The following is a 20,127-nucleotide window of genomic DNA, read 5'->3' on the forward strand; positions in this document are numbered from 1 at the left end:
TCCTAGGTGGGTCCCTGGGCGTAAATCGTTAACGGTTCGGGTGAATCGAGTTGCTGGCAAGTAACCGATTGTTTGCTAAATTCCGGACCAGAGGGTCCGGGTGACAACTGGTGATCACCCGGGCACTTAACGGGAGGGGTGGTTCGGCTGACTACAACGACGTTGTCCGCCACGGATCCGACGGCTCGCGCTCGCAGTGCGGTCGGAAACGCGCTCGGGATCCTGCACCCCTCGGCGGTGCAGCTCCGTGACGGCCGGGTCCGGCTGACCACGCCCGACGACATGCTCGCCGCGCGTGTGATGCGCGCGATCGAGGAGTTGCTCCACCGCCGGGCCGCGGACCGCGCCGGCGACGACCGTCTGCTGGCGGAGGCCGTCAGCGTGATCGGGACCGAAGTGGCCCGGGCCCGAGGTGAGCTGCCCGCGCGCGGCGCGGTCGACGCCCTCGACCGGTACCTCCGGGTTCCGGGGCTGGATCAGTCCCGTCGTACCGAGGCCGACGCGATGCTCCGGGTCGCCCTCAGCGGCGCGGCGCCGGACGACCCCGAGGCGGCCGCCCGCCTCAGCCGGCTGACAGCGCCGCCGAACGCCCTCGCGACCTCGACGCTCGTGGCCGCCTCGGCCGCGATCAACCGCGACGCGGAGCTCCTGGACCTGGGTACGCCGCCTGCATCGCGGCGCGCCGGCCGCCACCGCGCACAGGTCGGCAGCAAGCACCGGAGCGCGGAAGGACGCCGACTCTGGACGTCGCAGATCCGCGGTACCGGGCTGACGGTCGGCGCGCGTCCGAGTTCGCAGGGGCCGCTGACCGACCTGCACGCGCTGAACCTGCTCGCCTCGATGGACCGCCAGGCCCTCGCCGCCGCGGTGACCGATCGTCCGGCCGTCGATCCTCAGTCCCGTCAGACCCTGCTGCAGACGACGGGCTCCGACGTACCGCAGCATCTCCGGGTCGAGATCGGCGACACCACCCTGCGCGCGATGGGGCAGGGCATCATCCGGGCCGGTACGGCGAACGACCCGCACGTACTGCGGATTCCGCCCGGACTCAGCGACGAACAGGTCCGCTACGTCTGGACGCACCAGCTGACACTGATGTCGCAGGAGATCGCCGCCGCGGAGGCCGGCCGGTCCCGCGGTGTCCTCGGCAAGCTGAGGTCCGTCTTCAGCCATGAGCGCCGCGACCGGCGGCTGCACGCGGATCACGCCGCGTTCCAGGGCCTGGTCACGGACTGGCACGAGGCGCGCGCCGAGACGCTCGCGAACGGGCACCCGAGCGGCCCGCGCAGCGTCGCCGACCTCGAGCGCGACCTGGAGGGCCTGGCCCGGACCATCCGCCGGCACGGTGGTTCCGAGCCCGCACTCCCCTGGACCGCCGGAGCAGTCGCAACCCCGGAGGCAACGGCCGCAGGCCGCGCCGCCGCGCGCGCCGAGGCCGAGGCGAAGCCCGCCCGGAACACGCCCGCTCACCTGCGCGGTCAGGTCGTCACCCAGATCGAGACGCTCCAGGCCGCCGTCGAGGACCTCGACAAGAAGGCGACGCACAAGCGGAACAGCTCCCGGGACGCAACCAAAGCGGCCGGGAAGGCCGACGACGACGCCGGCGCCGAGGACCGGCAACGCGACCGGGGCGCTCCCGAGCGGGCGCGCAAGCTGCGCGTCGCGGCCCAGACCTCGCGGAACAAGGCCGGCCGGCACACCGAGATCGCCGGTGCCTACGAGCAGGCCGCCGCCGACGCGCGGCTGGCCCTGGCCGGCTACCAGACGCTGCTCACCGAGATCGACGCGGACGGTTCGCAGAGCCAGATCGCCGATCTGGCCGCTGCCGCGAAGCATCAGGTGGCGGTGTACGAACGCAGCCTCGGCCAGGCGATGCCGGCCAAGGACCTGCTGATGACCGGTGTGCCGGACGGCGACCAGCTCAACCTGCCGGTCGCCGACATCAACCGGGTCCTGGCCGCGAACAAGTTCAGCGAACAGCTGTCGACCCGCGGCCCGCTCCCGGTGCCCGCGGCGGAGTACCGGCGGCTGCTGTCCAGCGACGGCATGGTGTTCAACGTCGACAACGACGCGGACACGGACGTCTCCTCGCTGCGCCAGGTGCGGCTGCGGCTGATCCCGGACGACATCACCGAGCGCGACGACATCGACTTCAGGATGGCCGAGCAGATGTCGGGCTCGCTCGGCGAGGGCGGCACGAACGTCGCCACGACGGACACCCACTCGACGAACGTCAACGTCGGCGTGAACATCGGTCCGCTGCTGGCCCTGGCCGCACCCGGTACGCCGGTCCACGCCGCCGCGCAGCTCGTCTCGCCGAAGGTCGAGGTGTCGCGCGGCCGCTCGCTCGCCGAGAGCAGCGGGGCCACGGCGCACCACCAGTCCGGTTGGGTCGACGACAACCGCGGCGAGTCGATCCTCTACGAGTGGTCCGGCAAGTGGCAGATCGAGGTACGGGCCTCCCCCACCGAGCCCTGGTCGGCGGTCGAGACTGTCGACGCCGGCCGCCAGCAGACCTGGGTCTCCAGCGCCTACACGGTGAAGCCGCCGGCCGAGACCGTTTCGCTGGCAGAGATCGGCCACGGGCAGGAGGTCACGGGAGAGTTCCCGCGGCACGCGGTCACCAGCATCACCGGACTGCACGACGTCACGGATCGCCTGGTCCGCAAGGCGCAGCAGGAGTACGGCGACCTGGACCGGGTCTCGTACAACCACATCGCCGGCCTGATGATCAACGACTCGCACCGCCTGCTGCGCGAGTTCAGCCAGCCCGGCGGTGTCACCCGGCGGATCCCGACCGGCGGCGAGACGGAGTACGACCTCACCTGGGAGGTCGAGCCGATCTGGGCCGACGCCAAACTCGTCGGTGAGCCCAGCTCGGAGATGTGGCAGGAAGAGGTCCTGGTCGACTTCGCCGGCGTCAACGCGAGCCAGACCTACACGGCGTCGGTCACCGGCACGGGGTCGGTCGGGTTCCCGGGCAAGCCCTCCGACGTGAGCCCGGTCGCCGCGGCGGCCGCGCTCAACAACGTCGCCGGTTCCGGCATCAACGTGGGGCCGAACGTGTCGGCCGGCCGCAACGTGTCCCGGTCGGGCGGCCAGAGCGTCAGCATGACCACGATCACCCCGGCCGTGCACCGCAACCAAGGCCCGACGCAGGGCGTGCTGGTCGGTCTCCGGGTGCGCGCCACGCTGCGCAAGGTCGGCGATTCCACGGCCAAGCCCATCGTCGAGACCGGCGAGTGCCGCGCGCTGCTGCGGGCCGCGGAGAACGACCTACTGCGCGCAGGCGGTCGCGCGCACAAGGACGCCGTACTGCGGGAAGACGACGGCACCATCAAGACCGACAAGCACGGACACGTGCTGCTGCGGGGCGATGCCGAGCCGTCGACCGTGCCGCAGACGCTGCCGCCGTGGATGGGCCGCGGCGAGAACCAGATGCGCGGCGTCGGCAAGGCCCTGCCGCAGAACCTGAAGGGCGCCGAGCAAGCGCAGCGCCAGGCGCTGGAGCAGCTGGCCAAGATGGGCCTGGTGGCGCGGCCCGGGGAGCAGGCCACCGCTCAGCAGGAGGCCAACCGCGAGCGGATCGAGCAGCACATCAGCGCGCCGCGCATCGAGGCCGGCATCAACCAGGCCTGTCAGGGCGGCCTGGTCGTGATGCTCGAGGACACCGGCTTCGCCGGCACGCCGCGCTGGCGGCCGTTCCGGCTGTCGGTCACGCAGGACTACGACGAGGCGACCAAGCAGTTCAAGGCCACCGGCGCCGGGACCAGCACGAACGAGAACGTCGTACTGCTCGGTATCAGCTCGGCGGCCACCGGCCGGACCTCGAGCCGGTCCCGAGGGGTGCCGCTGTCCGCCGGGGTCGGCGGCTCCAACCCGCCGCCGGAAGGCGTCCGCGGCTGGATGGGCAAGATCGGCGTGAAGTTCAGCCGGAACGCGCTCGGCCGCACCTTCAGCTGGACCGCGGGTCGGCGCGTCAACAACGTCACCCTGAGCGAGAGCACGGAACCGCTCGACAGGCTCAAACAGGACATCCGGATCACGTTCGCCGAGATGACCGACGACGGCGACGCCACGCCGATCGCCGACGTCCGGGGCAGCCTGGAGGTCGCGTACGACAGCTCGATGACGCGTGCCGACGCTCCGGTGTACGAGAAGAACCCGAAGCGGCCGCACCACCTGGCCGTCGAGCAGGCGTTCCCGGTCGCGGTGGATGCCGGTAACGCGGCCGACGAACTGTGCAAGGCGATCCCCGCGATCCGGTCCGACTCCACTGCCCTGCCCGCGCTGCACGAGGCCCTGTCGCCGACCAGCCTGGTGGCGAACCGCGAGTGGCTGAACGGCAGCTACCGACTGCCGTTCACCGTGGTCCGCGCCCCGGGCAGCCCGGCGCACGCGCTCGCGGACGGGACGATCCTGCCGCAGGAGTACGAGATCGTGATCCGCGGCCAGGCGGTCAGCCTCACGCACGTCGCGATGAGCCAAGAGAACTCCGTCGACATCAACTTCACGATGACCGACGTCGGCTCCACGACCGGTACGTCGGCGTCCGGCGGCGTCAGCGGGGATGTCGGTGGCGGCCTGGTCGAGGCTGACGGCTCCGCCCGCTCCGGGAACCTGTCGGTCGGACGCATCGGCGGCCGGTCGCAGTCCACCACGACCAGCGAGACCTCCGGCGACGAGCGGCTGCTGGTCAACCCGGGCACGCACCACGAGTTCATCGAGCGCCACAAGATGACCGCGGACATCATCCACAACGGTCAGGTGATCAAGTCCGTCGCGCTGCCGGACGCACTGGCCCAGAAGGCGATGGCCGAGCGGCGAGCGCTGGACCTGTACGCCTCCGGCAAGCTCGATCTGCCGCTCTGGGTGGCGTCCGACGCCGCCGAGCGGTACCTCAACGACAAGCTGCCGATCAGTCACCGGGTCGCGGCCGGTTTCCTGCGTCGTTACCAGCGGGAGAAGGCCGGCGTCACCACCGGCCTGGCCGCGGAGCACACGGTCGAGAGTCTGACGGCGAAGCTGCGGGAGAACAGCCGGGTCCCGGCCGTCCAGGCCCCGACCGCCGACGAGGAGTTCGCCGCGACCGCCAAGAGCGTCGAGGCGCAGGCTCTCGTCCCCCACGTCGTGAGCACCTCCCAGGCGTACGACGAGAGCCAGGGAGCGGCCAAGATCGAGTCGCTCACCGTCGAAGGCACCAAGAAGCAGGTCGACCTGCGGACACTGGTCGAGCCGCAGGTGGACGCACTCGCTCCCGGGCTGCGGGACGCCAGCCGCCTGCTCCAAGGCGCCCTGGACACCGACCTGAAGCCGGGGAACTTCCACGGCCACCTCGAGGACATCCTCGGCGCGGACTTCGACGTTCCGATCGAGGTGCCGATCCAGGGACAGGAGCGGCCCGACGTCCTGTTCGTCCAGGTGCGCGCCCGGTACGAGGGCGAGCGCATCATCGAAGGCGTCCCGACCACGCCCGAGGGCAAGCCTGACATCCCGAAGGAGGAGGCCGGCGGCGTCGACCAGAACTACGACTACAAGCAGCTCGACCGGTCGACCGGCCACAACGTGACCATCTCCGGGGGTGTCGAGGGCAAGGGCCCCACCGCACTCGGCGACGGCTCCGGCGGGGTCGCCACGGACCGGACCACCTCCAACACGGCCGGCAGCGGTGAGCAGAACGCCACGCTCGACCGGTTGGGCCATTTCGACCTGGTCAAGACGCACCAGAAGATCGTGTTCACCACCCAGGTCGTCAGGCTTCGCAACGCCGGCGCGGCCGCGATGGCCAGTGCCCGCTGGAAGCTCGGCCGGATCGACCCGGCCGACGTCACCAGCGTGTCCGAGCCTCGCGAGCTCCGCGCGGACATCGTCCAGTGGATCCCGCGAGGCGACCTGACGGACGGCCCCCGGATCGAGACGCAGCCGGAGCTGGAGGAACGCGCCGAGCACCGCCCGATCCGGCTCCCGGAGGGCGCCGTCCCGATCCGGGCGGCACTGCACGCGAAGGGCGGCACCCGGCGCAACGAGCTGGTCGAGAACCTGACCGCCCATCTCGAGCAGCCCGGCGTCCTCGGCCGCCGGGGCGCGGCGGAGTACCGGCATCTGATCAGGTCGAACCTCAAGCCGAGCGCGCTGAAGGCCAAAGCCGGCCGGTTGCTCGGCGAGGGCATCGCGCTGCAGCCGATGGCGCGGCCGGGCAACGGGCGGACGACGGTGAGCGTCGCGATCAACGCCACCGCCATGGGCTGGGAGCTGCACGGACCGTCGCTCGAGGGTCAGGCAGGCCGGGTATGGCGCCGGCAGGAGGTGTACCGCTCGTCCAGCAGCAACAACCGGCTGACCCCGGTCACCGCGTCCGGCGGCGTCGACGGCGGGCTCGTCTCGGTCGGCGGCTCGATCGGCGAACAGGTCAAGGAGCAGTCGTCGGACGCGAACGGCACCCGGCTCGAGACCAGCCGGTTCCTCGAGGGTCAGATGGTCACGGTCCGGATCCCGGTGGTGTACGACGCCACGGTCCGGATGACCACCGACAACGGCCGCGGTGAGCCGGTCGTGAAGAAGTCGACCAACTTGCTGGACCTGGCCCGCGGCGAGATGTTCGTCCGGATGCTCCGGCACCAGTACCTCGAGGGCCTCCGGCAGATGGAGACCGGCGCGTCCCTCGACGCCGTACTGGCGAACGCGCGGCTGCAGGCGGTGCCGGAGGAGCTCGGGCCGCCGGACATCACGGCGACCGAGTACGGGCAGGGCGAGTCGGGCGCGGTCTTCCAGCCGTACCGGCCGTTGCTGAACGCCCTCGAGCGCGCGAAGGCCGAGCGCCAACCCGTCGTACTGCTGGTCCAGGAGGCCGACGGCACCGAGCGGAAGTACCAGGCCCTGCCGAACGGAACCATGCTCGGCGACCGCGACGGCGGGTTCGCCTCCGCGTTCGCGACGCTGCACCCGCAGTTGGCGCTGATGGCCGAGGGCCGGGTCGACCTGCGGGAGCTGTACAACACGTCGTCACCGGACGGCAGCTTCAGCGCCAAGGTGGCCGGCGCGCTGGAGAAGGCCAACGTGCCGCGGGATGTGCTCAAGGGCCTCGACTACACGACGGCCGCGCGGACGCTGCCGCATGCGGACCAAGGAGCGCGGACGTCGCCGGGCAGCGCGGCCGGACGGACGATTGCACCAACCGGCCACGGGCCGTCGCTGTCCGGTCCGTGAGCCGATCATGGATACTCCAGAACCTGGTGGACGAGAGGGGCTTGATGGCATTCGCGGTCGCGCGCACCTGGGATGAGGCGCAGCTGTACCTCGAGCTGCATCCGTGTCCGGACTGCGGGTCGGTCGACGCCCCCTGGGAACAGGCACTGATCCAGATCAGAGGTGAACTGGCGTCCAGTTACGCCGCGACCTGCCCGGGGTGTTCCGCCGAACGCGAGTACCTGTTCGGGGTGCCGGAGCACGAGACGCCGGTGCACGGCTGGCCGACGTTCGGCGGTCCGGAGCCGTCCGAGATCCTCGACGCGGGCCAGTGGCTGGACGTCGCCGACACCGCCGCGGCGGCCGTCCCCACGGAGCCCGTCGAGGCCGGTAGGGTGCTGGCCATCGCGCAGGCCGCCGTCGTCGAGGTGATCAAGTTCGTCCCGGCCGGCGCGGACGCCGTACCGGACGACGAGTTCTGGACACCGGAAGGACGGGCGATGCGTGCCGCGGAGCCGGGGCGCTTCCGGCTGGACCGGCTACTCGTGACTCGTGACGCGTATGCCGAACTGCGCAGAGAAATCAGCCAGACAGGAGCGAGATAACCGATGCCGATCGCACGGACCCTGTGGGAGGCCCAGATCTACGTCGCGCTGGAGACCGCGCAGGCCGGACCACAACCCGGTGAGGTGTTGGCGCCTGCTCCCGATTTCGAGCTCGGCGACAACCTCGTCGAAGGCCCGGATGCCTGGACCTACCGGTCGCCGATCGGCGAGATCACCATCCCGTACTCGTCCCAGCACTCCTCCACCCGGCTCGGAGCGCACTGGGGACTGGGCCGGTCGCAGCTGGTCGACGCAGCGGAGTGGGCGGTCGTCGGGCACCTGTACGCCGACCGGACGATCGGGGCCGACATGGCCTACGACGGTCAACCGGGCCGGGAACGCTACTACGTCGAGCTCGGCTGGGAACTCGCCGCCGAGGCGATCCGGGAGGCGATGAAGTCCCTGCCGGAGGGCACCAACGGCGGCGACACGGTCCCCGACTCGGAGATCTGGACCAGCTTCGGCACCGACGCCAAGGCCCGCGACCCGTACCTGGTCAGCCGCGCCCGGCTGGATGACGACCTGGAGTACTACACCGGCACGCTGGCGGACTTCCGCGCGCTGTACAGCGATTCCTGATGTGACAATCCCCACCGGCAATTGTTAACTCGTCTGGTGGGATTTGTAGCGAGAAACTGAACAGCTGGTTGCTAATCTCCCCGTCCGGTGATCTGAACGGGGAGATTGGCGTTGACGTCTGCTGCCAGCACAGCGAACAGCCCGCAGGTTCGTGCGCGGGAGGCGCTCGGGCTCGCGGTCGGCGTGGTGGCGCCCGAGGCTCTTGCGCTCCGGGACGGCACGCTGCGGTTGCGGCACTCTCGTGAACGACTGGCTCGCAAGGCTCTTCGCCGGCTGGAGCGCCGGCTGGCCCGGCGAGCGACCGCGGTCGGCGACGACCGCCTGGTCGCCGAGGCGGTGGCGTTCGTCGGGGCCGAGCTCGATCTGGTGCGCGGCGGGACTGCGGCAGACGGTGCGACCGCTGGGCTCGATGCTCTGCTCGACCTCCCCGGGCTGCCCGCAGTGCAGCAGAGGGAGGCGCAGGCTCTGCTGCAGGACCTGCTGGACGGCAATCGCCTCGAAACCGAGGCCGACCTTCGGCGGCTGACCAGCACGCGAGCCCGGCAGGAGGGCTCGAACCGGCCCTTCGCGGCGGATCTGGTCGCCAACGCCCGCTCCCTCGCCCACGACGCGGAACGCCTGGCCCAGCCACAGCCACAGCCCGCAACGCTGCGGACGCCGGGCCGCTCGCGGCGCCCGGTCGGAGGCGGACACCAAACCAGCGGCGGCGTGGGGCGCCCAGCGGCGGGTGGGTTCTTCGGCCCGATCCGCCGGCTCCTGAGCGATATCAGGACGAGCGCCGGGGCGCACCGCGCAGTACGGGATCGTCGAGCGGAAGCGCAGTACGAGGAATTCCGCCGGCTCAGCGTGGAGTGGCGGGACACCCGGGCCGGTCTGGGCGTCCGCGCGCTCGCCGATGTCGAGACCGACCTGACGAACCTGTCCGGAGCCATCCGACACGGCGGGCACCCCGCTCCGAGCGTGCCGTGGACCGGCGTGCAGGTCGTCGTACCTGACGCGCAGCAGGCGCCTGCGACGACGCCGGAGGAACGCTTCCAAGCGCGGGTACGTCGGCAGATCGCCGATCTCGACTCCGCTGCAGCGGATCATCTGCATCGCGCCGACGTACGAACCCTGAGCGCGGCAGCCGCCCGCGATCAGGCGGCGGAACTGTTCGCTGCGGCCGACGACGAGGCCGGCGCGCGGGACGCGTCCGCGAGCGAGCGCGCCCGCCGGCTCCGCGTCCGGGCCGTCGCGCGGCTCCGGGTCGCCGACCGCCATACCGAGATCGCGAGCTTGTGCACAGCCGCGGCGAATCAGGCCCGCACCGCCGCCGAGGCTTACCGTGCGCTGTCCCCGGCAGGCGGCAACGCCGAGGCCGCCGTACGGGAGGTTCGGGCGTACGAGGAGGCGACCGCGGCCACTCTCCCGGCCAAGGACGTTCAGCACAACGGCCTTCCGTCCGGCCGGCTCCCCCACCTGACCAAGCTGTGCAAGGAGCTCAACGAGGCACTGGAGAAACGCAAGGTGCCGTACTCCTTCACCCCGGACGTCCTGCACCGGACGCTGCGCGGCGAGAGCCGCCGGATCCTCTCGCCCGACGGTTTCGTGCTGACGATCGGGAACGACGCGCGCACGGATGCCGACCACCTCCTGCAGTTCCACCTCCAGCTCGATCCCGGCGAGCTCCACGAGGTGCTGGACAGCCCGTTGACCATCGACGAGGCCCAGGTGGGGCAGGTGGTCCAGGGCGGCTTCAGCGTCGCCACCGCCGCGGCCCAGAACTCCGCGACGACAGCCGACGCAAGCCTCCGGACTGTGACGCAGGCGCTGCCGGACTCGAGCAAACTGAAGGCGGTCGCCGCGTTCGTCGCGCCCGGCGTCGAGCTGAGCCGCGGCCGCGGCCGGACGGTCACCGGCGGGGCGACCGAGTTCGCCCAGACGGGCGCGGTCGAGGCGCTCCGCGGTGAGTTCCTGCGGTACCGCTCGGACCGGCCGCGCTGGATCTGGCGGATCCGGGAGTCGGCCACCGCGGACTGGTCACCGCCCAACGTCGTCGACACCGGCGCGGACCACGACGCGGCCACGCTCGACCTGGGGTACATCCACACCTACACGGTTCCGCCGCCGACCGAGACGACCGATCTGGAGACGCTCGGTCTGGCCGCGGAACGCCGTACGGCGATGCCCGAACACATGGCCACCCGCGTCGACGGCCTCAACGACCTCTGCGACCGAACCCTGGCGGAGCTGCAGCACCGACTCGGATCGCTCGACCGGGTCGGCCACGACCGGGTCCGCAGTCTGGTCGTCGAGGACGGGATGATCCGGCTGGACGAGACCACCCGGCCCGGCGGTGTCTGGCGGCTCATCACCGACGGCGGCCGACCGGTCGCCTGGGCACAGCTGGAGACGGACGTCGACCTGGAGTCCGCCGAGTTGACCAGCGACAGCTCGCCGGATCACAAACTCGAACTCTGGCGCGTCGGCAACTCGGGCGCGTCCGGCAGTCAGTCGTTCAGCCGGTCCCGCACGGCCGGCCTCACGGCCACCACGTCGATCTCCGACCTGGGCTCGACCACCGCAGACATCGCTCCGGGAGTGCATGCGGGACGGAACACCAGCCACGAGGACACCGCGTCGACGGCCGACCTGGGCAGCCGGTGGAGCACCCAGCGGGTGGCGCCGACCGTCGGTGTGAAGCTGCGCCTGCGGCACAAGGTCACTGTGCACCGCCTCGACCGCGACGATTCGTTCACGACCGAAGGCGCGGGCGACGCCTGCCTGCGGATGGCGGAGCGGGACGCCTTCCGCTACGGGCTCCCGGTGCCCGCCGCGGCCCTCCTCCGGGATGCCGATGGAGCCGTACGACGTGGCTCGGACGGCCAGCTCCTCCTGCGCGGGGACCCGCGCCCGACCGACACTCCGCTGCAACTCCCGCCGTGGCTGGGCAACGGGCCGGGGCAGCTGCGCGGTGCCGGACCGGCGATGATCCGGGAGCTCACCGGCGCCGACGACGCACTGAAGGGCTTCCTCACGCACCTGTCGCAGCAGGGCATGATCCCGCCGCTCGACGACCACGGCCACCCACTGCCCGCGGCCCTCGCCGGTCAGGACCCCGCCGTCGTACTCAGCCAGGCGGAGAACTGGGAACGCGCCTGTCAGCAGATCGCCAAGCACCGGCTGGAGACCGGGTACGACCACGCCGCGCAGGACCGGCTGCGCTTTCAGCTCACCGAGCACCGCACCGGCCACCCGCCGCGGGTCCGGACCTACCAGATCGCACTCGAGCAGCACTTCGACCGCGTGACGCCGATCGGCGTCGCTGACAACGACATGGTCGTCAACGTCGACATCGGCGTCAGTACGTCGGGACGTACCGGCTCCCGGGCGCAGAGTGTGCCCTGGTCGGCACGGCTGGGTCTGAGCAACGCGCCGGCCACAGGGGATGCCGGGACCACGCCGACGGCGGGTGTCTCGGTCGGCCGGACGTCGCGAGGCCGTTCCCTCGGTTGGTCGTCCACCAGAGGCGCGTACCGGATGACGGTGGCCGAGTCGGGTTCGACGGTCGCGGTGTTCGACGTACCGCACACGATCACGGTCAGCGAGGTCACCTCCGACGGTACGGCGGTGCCGGTGGCCTCGTCCGAGGGCAGCGCGCGCGTCTGGCTCGACAGCGAGTTCTGTGGAACAGCGCAGCCCACGGTCGCCGTACCGGGTCGCGTCAAAGCCAAGCTGCTGCAGACGGCAGCGGTCCACCACATCGACGCGCGGGACCCGATCGCCCAGCTGACCGCCGCCGTACCCGGCCTCGAGGGCAGCTCCGCGCTGCAGCACCTCAGCGGATTCCTCGCCCCACGGAACCTCATCGCCCGGCCCGAGCTGCTCACCACCGAGTACCGCACCAGCCTGGCCGTCGGTTCCGAACCGTCTGACCCGCTCGAGGCGATCCGGCAACGCGGTCTCACTCCACGGCCGACCGCCCTGACCGTGACGACGCGGGTCGAGAACCTCAGGTACGTCGGTGCCGGGCATCCCATTCTCGCCGAGCTCAACGTCACGCTGGCGACCACCGGCAGTACTGCGGGCGTCTCAACCGCCACGAGCGCAGGGATCAACGGCGGCAGTGGCGCCGTGTCTGCCGACGGGCAGTCGTACGGAGGCTCGGTCGGGCTGACCCGCACGACCACGGTCTCGTCGAGCGCGTCCGAGTCGGCCACGACCGGCGTCGAGCGGACCCTGATGCGGGACGGCCAGCACTACCAGTTCTGGGGCGATCTCGTCCTCGAGGCCCAGCTCCGGTCCGGCGGTGCCGCACCGCGGCGGATCCCGCTCGAGAACGGCGCCGTACTCCTCACGCTTCCCGAGCGCGACGCGCTGCTGTCGTACGGGCGGCGCGACCTGGATCTCCCGCTGCACCAGGTCTCCGACGCCGTCGAGCGTGTGCTCAACGGCAACCTGGTTCTCCCGCGCCGCACCATGACCGCCCTGATGCGCCGCTACCGGATCGACAAACGGGGCGCCACCGGCGGCCTCGCCGCCGCACACACCCACGAGGTGCTGGCCGACGCGGTCCGGACGGCGGCCGGACTTCCGGCGCACACCGATCAGCGGCTCGACGCCGTACTGGCCCAGGCCGAAGATCTCGCTCGGCGGCGGGTCGAGCCACAGCTCCCCCGCCACTACGACCGCATGATGGGCGCCGCGCAGGTCGACCAGGCCTCGCTGCAGGACCAGGACGGCAACGACACCGACCCGTTCCGGGAGGTCTGCGCAGCCGTCGCGGAGCACTCGCCGCAGGCGCTGGACGATCCCGTCCTGGTGGACGCGCTGCGCGGCGAGCTCGCCGGCACCCGCTGGCGAAACCAGCTGGACGACATGCTCGACCCGCGCGGCTTCGTCCTCGAGCGTCCGGTCCGCATCGGTGCGAGCACCCGCAATCTCCGGGTCCGGGTGCGCTTGCGGTTCGTCGGCCAACAGAGCACTGAGGCGGGCGGAACGCAGGGGCAGAGCGGCAGCGGCTTCGGCCTCGCCCAGCTGTGGAGCCTGCGTGACCGTAGCCGCAGCCGGACCGAGGGCACGTCGTACGGCGCCTCGCTCGACCTGTCAGGATCGGACGGGATCCCGGCGACGGCCGGTGCCGGCGCGGAGCTCAACACCTCCACTACCGCGGCGAGCACCGAGGCCGGCACCCAGATCAGCACCGCCCTGGCGGTCGAAACGGCCCGGGTCGAGCGGGACTATCAGCTGTTCATCGAGATCGAGGACTCGGCGACTCCCGGCGGGACGGCTGATTCCACGACTCGCCGGGAAGCCCACGGGCGGATGAGTCTCGCCGTACCGGCGTCTGTGCTCGATTCGGCTCCCCCGCAGCTCGGGCTCGAGATCCCGGACCACACAGACCACCGGCCTGTGGTCCTGCCCGAGCACTACTTCGCCGAGGGCACGCTGCCGTACCTGCCCGGCGCGGAGGAGGACAACGCCTTGTTCGAGGCTGCCTGCGCTCGTCTCGGCGAGGTCGATCTGCTCAAGCCCGAAGGTGTCCGAATGCACGCCTCGACGCTGGAGTCACGGCTCGGCGGCGCGAACCGGATGGTCGCGTTCCAGGAGATGGCCGGCCCGTCGGGGCACGAGCTCGTCCCGCTCGCCGTTCCCGGGGACAGCGCGCGGGTGGTCGCGATCCGGGTCCGCGCGGAGGTTTCGGGCCTGGAACTGCTGTCGGATCCGGACGAGGAGTCGACCACCCAGCTCGGCCAGAACTCCCGCGCGCTCCGGGTCAGCCAGGTGACCGCCCGCAGCAACAGGCTGCTGCCCGGTTCCCGGACGATCGGTACCTCTACGCCAGGCGGAGAACTCAGCGTGAGCACGACGAGCAGCCGGCGGGTCAGCGAGCAGGACACCGGTACGGTCGGTGCGCGCCATGAGACCGGGCTGTACGAGTCCGGGCAGGTCGTCACGGTCAAAGTGCGGGTGGACTACCACCTGGACTTCGAGCGCCTCCGGCTCGGCCGGCGCAAGCAACCGAAGGTCGAACGCTCCGCCACGCTGCGGCGGGCGGCGTCCGGCGAGGCGTATCTGACGATGTACCGGCACGAGTACGACGAGATGCGGGCGCGGATGGAATCCGGTGGAGCCGCTCGTACCAGCTCGGCCGGCTCGGCCAGGCCGGAGCGGGTCCGGACCGTGCAGGTGACCGTGGATGCCGACGAGCAGCATCCGTACCGGCCTCTGGTCGATGCCCTCGACCAGGCCCGGCGCGAGGACGTCAACGTCCGGCTGGCGGTCCGCGAGGCGAACGGCCGGCGAACCGTCTACGTCGCGCATCCGGACGGCACCATGGCCGGCCGGGGCGACCGTGGCTTCGCGGCGGCGTTCGCAACGCTGCACCCGCGGCTGGCCCTCCTCGCCGAGGGCCGCGTCGACCTCAGGGCGCTGCACACGCCGGATGCTCCACCGCGGCGTTTCACCAGCGCGGTCGTCGAGGCACTGCAACAGCACGGGATTCCGGCGGCAGCCCTCGCCGAAACCGACTCGCGGATGAGCCACACGCGGACCGCGAAGGCATCGATGCGCCGAAGCCACACGGCCAACCCCGCGACCGGGATGACCATCGAGTGAACGACTACGACCCGCCGTACGCCATCGCCCGGACGACCACCGAGGCGATGCTCTACCTCGACCTCACCGCGTGCCAGGACTGCGGCTCGGACCAAGCGGCCTGGCAGTACGACATCCACGACGCAGCGCTGAGGTACGTCGGTACGTGCGCGGGCTGCGGCGCAGAGCGGGAGTACCTGTTCTCACCGCCGTACCAGGGACTTCTCGATGAGGTCGCGACCTTCGGCGGACCGGAGCCGTCGGAGCTGGTCGACGCCGGGCAATGGCTGGCGGTCGCCGACTGGATCGCCGGCGAGGTGGCGGCCGACGACCGGTCCGAGGCGGCCCGCGCCGTGATGGCCTACGCACGCCAGGCCGTGCAGGAGGTCCTGAAGTTCGTCCCGCCGGCCGGCGACTCCGTGCCAGCGGAAGCATTCTGGACCGACGCCGGGCAGGCTGAACGGGACCGCGACCCCGGACGCTTCCGGCGGGAACGGCTGCTGGCCGTCCGGGACAGCTACTCCGACTGATCCACTTCGATCCGGATCGCCCGGGCGTCGGCGCCGGCCTGCTCGAGAACCTTCAGCTTCGGATCCGGTACGCCGAGGAACGGCGGCCGCACCAACCCGGCGATCTCCTTCAGCCGGGGATCGTCGAGCACCGTTTCGACGGCCCGCCGGTCTCCCCCGCACACCAGCACGTCGAGCTTCGCCGGCGCCAGGATCCGCACCGCGACCTCGGTGGCCGCCGCGAACGCCTCGCGCGCCTGGTTGTCCCGCCGACGCGCGTACCGCTGCTGCGACCAGCCACCCGCCTTGGTCGTGCCCTGCACGTGCCGCGACCCGACCTTCGAGTCGAGAAGCTTGCCGCCGGCAAACACCCCGGCGCCGTAACCACCGCGCCGGACGAGCAGTACGCCGAGCCGTCGTTCGGTGAGCACATGCGCCACGAGCCCTGCGCGGGACAACTCCGCGAGGGGCTCGAAGGGCACAGTGACGACAGCGGACGCGCCGTCCTCGGCCGACAACGTGACGCTCGTCGGCGTCACGTCGTACACGACCTCACCATGCCGTTCACCGAACCCGGTCAGCCACCGGTCGAGCCGTTCGGGCGCCACGGAAACGATGCGCGTCATGCGTCAACTCCCTCGGACAGCGCCGCACGCGCGATCGCGCGCGCGGACGACAGCATGACGTCTACGGCCTCGTCGCGGCTCAGGCCGGCCACGTCGACGAGCCAGACCAGCGCCTCGATACCGACAGCACTGCGCACGGCGATAGCGAGACGGTGGACGGCGGCCTCGGACAACCTGTCCCGGGCCGGCGCGAGCGCATCCTCGAACCAGCCGATCGCACGCCCTTGCCGCAACGGCAGCTGCTCCGGCTGCGAGGACGGCTCGAGCGACAGCCGAAGCATCGTGCGCTGCTGCGGCTCGAATTTCAGCAGACTCTCGATGAACGCCGCCACGACCGCGAGCAGCCGAGTCTCTGGGTCGTCACCGCTGTCGGCCGGCAACAAGGAGGTGAGCTCGACCTCCGGGTGGGCGGCGGCGAGCAGCTCGGCCTGACTGCGGAAGTACCGGTACGCCGTTGTCCGTGAGATCGACGCGGCCGCGGCAGCCTCCTCGACCGTCGGAGCCGCCCCGCCCTGGGTGATCAGGTCGCGAGCGGCGGCGATCAGGTCGTTGCGCGTGCGCTGCTTCTGCCGGGTCCGGCCGGACTGCTCGTACGCCGTTGACATGGCATACACGGTACCGTACGTTCGTAATGGGACTCCAGTCCCACGAACGGGAGGGGTGCTCGACATGACCACACTGGCTGCGACGGTCCGCGATCACGGCGAGGGCGAACGGCGGTGGTTCAGCGGCGGCGGTCTGCACACCTGGCTGGCGACCTCGGCGGAGACCGGAGGTGCGTTCCTGCTCTTCGAGTTCGTCGGCGAGCAGGGCAAGGTGACACCGCTGCACATCCATCCCGCGTCGGACGAGACGTTCTACCTCCTCGACGGAGAGATCCTGCTCGACCTCGACGGGAAGAAACGCAGCCTCTCGGCCGGTGGAGTCGTAGTGATTCCCCGCGGCGTGCCGCATGCCTTCAGGGTCGTGTCCCCGACGACCAGGTTCCTGACGATCCAGACCCCGGGTACGGACGAGGCGTTCTACCGGCTCGCCAGCGAGCCGGCGCCCGACGGAAGCCGGCCGATCCCGGTCGACTTCGACCGGGTCCGGGACGCCGCCGAGAAGACCGGTGCCATCCAGATCGTCGGACCGCCACCGTTCTGACCACATGCGAGAGCCCGGGCCACCTGACCCGGGCTCTGCACTGCGGAAACACTCAGACGTTGAAACCCAGCGCGCGCAGCTGGTCGCGGCCGTCGTCGGTGATCTTCTCCGGGCCCCACGGCGGCATCCAGACCCAGTTGATCCGGAAGTCGTTCACGAGGCCTTCGAGCGCCATCCGGGTCTGGTCCTCGATCACGTCGGTCAGCGGACAGGCCGCGGACGTCAGCGTCATGTCGATGATCGCCGTACTGGTGTCGTCGACGGTGATGCCGTAGATCAGGCCCAGGTCGACCACGTTGATGCCCAGCTCGGGGTCGACGACGTCCTTGAGGGCCTCGTTCACGTCCTCGACCTTGGCCGGGGTCGTGCCCGCCTGCGCCGCTTCGAGGTCGACCTCGGGCAGCTCGATCTTCTCGTCGGTCTGGTCAGGCATTGTTCACTCCTTGATTCGCGGCCAGTGCCTGGGCCGTGGCGTCCCGCCAGGCCGACCAGCCCAGCAGTGCACACTTCACCCGGGCCGGGAACTGCGCGACGCCCGCGAACGCGACGCCGTCCTCCAGAACCTCTTCGTCCGGTTCGACATTCCCCCGGCCCTGCATGAGCTCGAGGAACTTCTCGTACGTCGCCATACCCTCGGCCACCGGCTTGCCGACCACCAGGTCCGACATCACCGACGTGGCCGCCTGGCTGATCGAGCAGCCGACGCTGTCGTGCGTGACGCCCTTCACGGTGTCGCCGTCGAGCTCGACCCGGAGCGTGACCTCGTCCCCGCAGGACGGGTTCACGTGGTGCACCTCCACGTCGTACGGGTCCGCGAGGCCCGCGTGATGCGGGCTCCGGTAGTGGTCCAGGATGATCTCCTGGTAGAGGCTGTCGAGCTGCATTATCAGTCCACCTTGAAGAACGATCGGACGAACCCGAGTCCGTCGACGAGCGCGTCGACCTCCTCGGGAGTCGTGTACAGGTAGAAAGACGCTCTGGTCGACGATTGCATTCCGAACCGCTCGTGCACCGGCCGCGCGCAGTGGTGCCCGGCCCGGACCGCGATCCCCCGGGTGTCCAGCACGGTCGACACGTCGTGCGGATGGACGCCGTCCAGCGCGAAGCTGATCGCACCGCCGTGGTCCGTGGCGTCGGTCGGCCCGAGCAGCGTCAGCCCGGGGACCGTCTTCAGGCCCTCGAGCGCGTACTCGACGATCGCGTGCTCGTGCGCGGCGATCTTGTCCATCCCGATCCCGGACAGGTAGTCGACGGCCGCACCGAGCCCGACCGCCTGTGCGATCGGCGGCGTACCGGCCTCGAACCGGGCGGGCGGCGGCGCGTACGTCGAACCGGTCATCCGGACGACCTCGATCATCTCGCCGCCACCGAGGAACGGCGGGAGCGACGCGAGCAGCTCGTACCGGCCCCAGAGCACGCCGATGCCGGTCGGGCCGACGACCTTGTGACCGGTGAAGACCAGCAGGTCCGCGCCGAGCGTGGACACGTCGACCGGGAACTGCGGGACCGCCTGCGACGCGTCCACCACCACGGTCGCGCCGACCGCGTGCGCCTTGGCGGCGATGTCGCTGATCGGGTTGATCGTGCCGAGCGCGTTCGACACCCAGGTGAGGGCGACGACCTTGGTGTTCTCGGTGAGCAGTTCCTCGATGTTGCTGAGGTCGAGCCGCCCGTCCTCGGTCACGCCGAACCACTTCAGGGTGGCGCCGGTGCGCTCACACGCGAGCTGCCACGGGACGATGTTGCTGTGGTGCTCCATCTCGGAGACCACGACGACATCCCCCGGCTTCAGCGAAGCGCCGAGCGTGTGCGCGGCGAGGTTGAGCGCCTCGGAGGCGTTCTTGGTGAAGACGATCTCGTCCCGGTTCGGGGCGCCGATGAACGCGGCCACCTTGTCCCGGCCGCCTTCGTACGCCGCGGTCGCCTCGGCACCGAGCTGGTGCATGGCGCGCGCGACGTTGGCGTTGTGGATCAGGTAGTGGTCCTCGATCGCCTGCACCACCTGGCGCGGCTTCTGCGACGAGTTGGCCGAGTCCAGGTAGACCAGCGGGAATCCGCCCGCGAGCTCGCGGGACAGGATCGGGAAGTCCGCCCGGACCGACTGCAGGTCCAGCGGACTGCTAAAGGTCCGGGCGTCGGTCACTTCGCGCCTGCCTTGAGGAAGCGCTCGTAGCCGTTGGCCTCCAGCTCCTCGGCCAGCTCCGGGCCACCCTCCTCGGCGACGCGGCCGTCGACGAAGACGTGCACGAAGTCCGGCTTGATGTAGCGCAGGATCCGCGTGTAGTGGGTGATCAGCAGGACGCCCTTGTCGCCCTGGCCGGCGAACCGGTTGACGCCCTCGGAGACGATCTTCAGCGCGTCGATGTCGAGGCCGGAGTCGGTCTCGTCGAGGATCGCGATCTTCGGGTTCAGCAGCTCCAGCTGGACGATCTCGTGGCGCTTCTTCTCACCGCCGGAGAAGCCCTCGTTGACGTTGCGCTGGCCGAAGGTCGGGTCCATGTCCAGGTCGGACAGCGCCTTGTTCACGTCCTTGACCCAGGTCCGCAGCTTCGGCGCCTCGCCGTCGATCGCGGTCTTCGCGGTGCGCAGGAAGTTCGCCACCGACACCCCCGGCACCTCGACCGGGTACTGCATCGCCAGGAACAGGCCGGCCCGGGCGCGCTCGTCGACGGCCATGTCCAGCACGTCCTCGCCGTCCAGGGTCACCGTGCCGCTGGTGATGTTGTACTTCGGGTGCCCGGCGATCGAGTACGCCAGCGTCGACTTGCCGGAGCCGTTCGGGCCCATGATCGCGTGCGTCTGACCACCGGCGATGGTCAGGTCGACGCCGCGCAGGATCTCCTTCGGGCCGTTCTCGGTGTCGACCGACACGTGCAGGTCGCGGATCTCGAGTGTCGCCAT

Annotated in this window: 12 protein-coding genes; 6 read left to right on the forward strand and 6 right to left on the reverse strand. The window is 70.8% G+C overall.

The genetic code is table 11. From position 1 onward, the window contains the following. Positions 1 to 138: 138 nt before the first annotated feature. The 5 genes from E0H45_RS23170 to E0H45_RS23190 all read left to right on the forward strand — a co-directional run bounded on the left by E0H45_RS23170 (position 139) and on the right by E0H45_RS23190 (position 15,475). Entirely contained in the window at positions 139 to 7,206 is a 7,068-nt protein-coding gene (locus tag E0H45_RS23170) for a hypothetical protein (RefSeq protein WP_131340818.1), read from the forward strand. A gap of 44 nt (positions 7,207 to 7,250) precedes the next feature. Next, positions 7,251 to 7,790 (forward strand): hypothetical protein, encoded by a 540-nt coding sequence (locus E0H45_RS23175; RefSeq protein WP_131340820.1) that lies wholly within the window; start codon positions 7,251 to 7,253, stop codon positions 7,788 to 7,790. 3 nt (positions 7,791 to 7,793) lie between these two features. Then, positions 7,794 to 8,369: a hypothetical protein gene (locus E0H45_RS23180; protein ID WP_131340822.1), complete on the forward strand. Its 576-nt coding sequence runs from the start codon at positions 7,794 to 7,796 to the stop codon at positions 8,367 to 8,369. Between the two features lie 111 nt (positions 8,370 to 8,480). Then, positions 8,481 to 14,966: a hypothetical protein gene (locus E0H45_RS23185; protein WP_131340824.1), complete on the forward strand. Its 6,486-nt coding sequence runs from the start codon at positions 8,481 to 8,483 to the stop codon at positions 14,964 to 14,966. After that, a complete protein-coding gene (locus E0H45_RS23190) occupies positions 14,963 to 15,475 on the forward strand; it encodes a hypothetical protein (protein WP_131340826.1) in 513 nt (170 codons plus the stop codon). The genes E0H45_RS23185 and E0H45_RS23190 overlap by 4 nt, the downstream gene beginning before the upstream one ends. Here the strand turns inward: E0H45_RS23190 and E0H45_RS23195 are convergent. Both E0H45_RS23195 and E0H45_RS23200 read right to left on the reverse strand, forming a co-directional pair. After that, a complete protein-coding gene (locus E0H45_RS23195; protein WP_131340828.1) occupies positions 15,463 to 16,080 on the reverse strand; it encodes an acVLRF1 family peptidyl-tRNA hydrolase in 618 nt (205 codons plus the stop codon). The two genes, E0H45_RS23190 and E0H45_RS23195, sit on opposite strands and share 13 nt — an antisense overlap. Continuing rightward, positions 16,077 to 16,685, reverse strand: a complete 609-nt coding sequence (locus tag E0H45_RS23200; RefSeq protein ID WP_131340830.1) for a TetR/AcrR family transcriptional regulator — start codon at positions 16,683 to 16,685, stop codon at positions 16,077 to 16,079. Before E0H45_RS23200 ends, E0H45_RS23195 begins: the two co-directional genes overlap by 4 nt. A gap of 64 nt (positions 16,686 to 16,749) precedes the next feature. Between E0H45_RS23200 and E0H45_RS23205 the strand changes: the two genes are divergently transcribed. After that, entirely contained in the window at positions 16,750 to 17,226 is a 477-nt protein-coding gene (locus tag E0H45_RS23205; RefSeq protein ID WP_131340832.1) for a quercetin 2,3-dioxygenase, read from the forward strand. A gap of 52 nt (positions 17,227 to 17,278) precedes the next feature. Here the strand turns inward: E0H45_RS23205 and E0H45_RS23210 are convergent, their stop codons facing one another. The 4 genes from E0H45_RS23210 to sufC are packed head-to-tail and all read right to left on the reverse strand — an operon-like array spanning position 17,279 to position 20,127. After that, positions 17,279 to 17,659, reverse strand: coding sequence for a metal-sulfur cluster assembly factor (locus E0H45_RS23210; RefSeq protein WP_131340834.1), 381 nt, complete (start codon positions 17,657 to 17,659; stop codon positions 17,279 to 17,281). Beyond that, positions 17,652 to 18,110, reverse strand: coding sequence for a Fe-S cluster assembly sulfur transfer protein SufU (gene sufU / locus E0H45_RS23215; RefSeq protein WP_131340836.1), 459 nt, complete (start codon positions 18,108 to 18,110; stop codon positions 17,652 to 17,654). The genes E0H45_RS23210 and sufU overlap by 8 nt, the downstream gene beginning before the upstream one ends. A gap of 2 nt (positions 18,111 to 18,112) precedes the next feature. Beyond that, positions 18,113 to 19,369 carry a cysteine desulfurase gene (locus E0H45_RS23220; protein ID WP_131340838.1) on the reverse strand — a complete coding sequence of 419 codons (1,257 nt, stop codon included), beginning with the start codon at positions 19,367 to 19,369 and terminating at the stop codon, positions 18,113 to 18,115. Beyond that, positions 19,366 to 20,127 (reverse strand): Fe-S cluster assembly ATPase SufC, encoded by a 762-nt coding sequence (sufC, locus tag E0H45_RS23225; protein WP_131340839.1) that lies wholly within the window; start codon positions 20,125 to 20,127, stop codon positions 19,366 to 19,368. The genes E0H45_RS23220 and sufC overlap by 4 nt, the downstream gene beginning before the upstream one ends.

It is taken from the genome of Kribbella soli (assembly GCF_004331345.1).
Taxonomy (GTDB): Bacteria; Actinomycetota; Actinomycetes; order Propionibacteriales; family Kribbellaceae; genus Kribbella; species Kribbella soli.